Source organism: Duganella kummerowiae (assembly GCF_053572355.1).
In genome coordinates this window covers 1-2705 of the sequence record NZ_JBKFEH010000039.1, presented here as the reverse complement: position 1 = coordinate 2705, position 2705 = coordinate 1, and the positions used below count along the sequence as shown (strand labels likewise).

Sequence of the window (2705 nt, the reverse complement as noted above, 5' to 3'; positions counted from 1 at the left end):
CTGGAGCGGGAGAAGAGTCTCGAACTCTCGACCTCAACCTTGGCAAGGTTGCGCTCTACCAACTGAGCTACTCCCGCGTGCGGAGCCGAATGATAGCAGACCACAATATTTTTTTCTAGAGGTTTTGAACATATGCACCGCGTAAGCGCTCGCCCAGCACCGTCTGTTTTTAACGAGCACACTCTGCCAAAGTAGTTCCCGTCACTTTTTAGCGGGAACTATTGTGGATACTGAAGTGGAGTCGGGCAGTCGCAAGGGGCGCCCGAATTATTCGGCTGAGTTCAAGCACCAATTGGCCGTGGCGGCCTGTGCTCCTGGGGTGTCGGTGTCCAAGCTGGCGTACGAGCACGGCATCAACACCAACATGCTTTTCAAATGGCGCCGCGATCTGCGCGCCGGTCGGCTGGTCGGACCTGCCTTGGAAGGCGCACAACTCCTGCCGGTTGTGCTGAAGCCGTCTGCCACGCCGACGAAATTGGCCACTGGAGTGATGAGGTCGAGCACCATTGAGATCACCATTGCCGACGCCACCATCCGTGTCAACGCTGGAGTCGATGCCGCACTGCTCCAGCTGGTACTGCAAAGCGTGCGTGGCGGCCCGGGTCGGCCTTGTAAACGTGCTTCGCCTCGCGTAAACTCGGCCCATGCTGACCGCCGCCGACCTCCCCGATGACATCGTAGCCTTGAAGGCATTGTTATTGGCCAGCGAGCGCCGTGTCCAGGAACGCGACGAGCAAGTGGCGGGCCTGGAAGCGCAGTTGAACACGCGTGCCGCCGAGATCGAGCACCTCAAGCTGTGGATCGCCAAGCTGCGGCGCATGCAGTTCGGCCGCAAATCCGAAAAGCTTGACCATCAGATCGAGCAGCTGGAACTGCAACTCGAAGATCTGGAGACCGATGAGGGCGAAGTGCTCAAGGCGCCACCGGCGAGCGCCCCTGCACCGCGCAATAAGCCGGCGCGCAAACCGCTGCCAGATCATCTGCCGCGTGATGAAAAAGTGTACCTGCCGGCCGCCGATGCGTGCCCCGCCTGTGGCGGCGGCCTGCGCCACTTGGGCGAAGACGTGGCCGAACAGCTTGAGTATGTCCCGGCCAGCTTCCGTGTGATTCGCCATGTGCGTCCGAAACTGGCTTGCAGTTGCTGCGACGCCATTGTGCAGGCACCTGCACCGAGCCGTCCGATCGAACGCGGCATTCCGGGTCCTGGTCTACTGGCCCATGTCCTGGTGGCGAAGTTCGCCGACCACTTGCCGCTGTACCGGCAGAGCGTGATGTATGCGCGTGAGGGCGTTGACCTCGACCGCGCACTGCTTGCAAGTTGGGTCGGCGCCGCCAGCGCCTTGTTGCAGCCGCTGGTCGAGGCCATCGGCCGCCATGTGCTGGCCGCGAGCAAGCTGCACGCAGACGACACGCCCATCCCGGTACTGGCGCCGGGCAATGGTAAGACCAAGACGGCGCGGCTGTGGACTTACGTGCGTGACGACCGGAACAGCGGCGACACCGCGCCTGCTGCCGTCTGGTTCGCCTACTCGCCCGACCGCAAGGGCATCCATCCACAAACCCATCTCGCTAATTTCAGCGGCGTGCTGCAGGCCGATGCATACGCAGGCTTTAACGCGCTTTACGATGGCGGCACCATCCAGGAAGCGGCTTGCTGGGCGCACGCCAGGAGAAAATTCTACGACTTGCACGAAGCCCGGCCTTCAGCCCTGACAACTGAAGCGCTGCGCAGGATCGCCGAGCTTTACGTCATTGAAGCGGACGTCCGTGGCAAACCGCCGGACCTGCGCCTTCAGGCGCGCCAAGCCCGCGCCAGGCCCTTGCTCGACGACCTTGAACTCTGGCTGCGCACGTCGCTCACGAAGCTGTCGCGCAAGTCCGAGACAGCGGCCGCCATCCAGTACTCGCTGAACTTGTGGCAGGCACTGACACGCTACTGCGACGATGGCGCGCTGGAAATCGACAATTCCGCTGCCGAACGCGCCTTGCGCGGTGTTGCCCTCGGCCGCCGCAACTACCTGTTCGCCGGCGCCGACTCGGGCGGCATCCGTGCCGCCGCCATCTACTCGCTGATCGGTACGGCCAAGCTTAACGGTATCGACCCCGAAGCCTGGTTGCACCATGTGCTAGCCCACATCGCCGATCATCCCGTCAATCGGATTGACGAGTTACTGCCCTGGCATTGCGCCGGGCAGATGGCCACTGCCTGAAAAACACGCCGCTTCCCAGCGGTGTGATGCAATCATCTAGCAATTCGGCGCTGGCATCAATACGGCCGTGGGCGGGCGCTTACTATGCACGGGCCTGCTCGCCCGTGTAAAAGGTCGCATACAGCGCCCTGGGTAACAGACTACCGCTGGAGGGAGTAAAGAAGGAAGCCATGGACCGGGAATGGGCCCAGCGGCGGACATCAACGGCAAATTGGCCGTCTCACGCGTGGCCAACCACACTTTTCGCGTGGTATACCGCCACCTTGAGACAGCCCAAACTTTGCTAAGTCATTGAATGGATGGAGGCGAGGACGGGAGTCGAACCCGTCTAGACGGCTTTGCAGGCCGCTGCATAACCGCTTTGCTACCTCGCCTGAGGAAACGACATGAATTACAGCCCGGTTATGTGCTGCAATCCGAATTCTGGAGCGGGAGAAGAGTCTCGAACTCTCGACCTCAACCTTGGCAAGGTTGCGCTCTACCAACTGAGCTACT

The 2705-nt window shown here is 61.6% G+C and carries 2 protein-coding genes and 2 tRNA genes; 2 read left to right on the top strand and 2 right to left on the bottom strand.

Translation table 11 applies throughout. From position 1 onward, the window contains the following. Window position 1 precedes the first annotated feature (1 nt). Window positions 2-77 (bottom strand) — tRNA-Gly (locus tag ACLB1G_RS27890). 146 nt (window positions 78-223) lie between these two features. On the opposite strand from ACLB1G_RS27890, the gene tnpA reads away from it, so the two are divergent. Beyond that, window positions 224-673, top strand: coding sequence for an IS66-like element accessory protein TnpA (tnpA, locus tag ACLB1G_RS27885; protein ID WP_491630534.1), 450 nt, complete (start codon window positions 224-226; stop codon window positions 671-673). After that, window positions 645-2210: an IS66 family transposase gene (gene tnpC / locus ACLB1G_RS27880; RefSeq protein ID WP_491630533.1), complete on the top strand. Its 1566-nt coding sequence runs from the start codon at window positions 645-647 to the stop codon at window positions 2208-2210. Before tnpA ends, tnpC begins: the two co-directional genes overlap by 29 nt. Window positions 2211-2510: 300 nt before the next feature. Here the strand turns inward: tnpC and ACLB1G_RS27875 are convergent. Beyond that, a tRNA-Cys gene (locus ACLB1G_RS27875) sits at window positions 2511-2584 on the bottom strand. Window positions 2585-2705 lie beyond the last annotated feature (121 nt).

Coding starts and splice junctions, on each gene's coding strand:
- tnpC (WP_491630533.1), top strand. CDS start 645: ATGCTGACCGCCGCCGACCTCCCCGATGACATCGTAGCCTTGAAGGCA.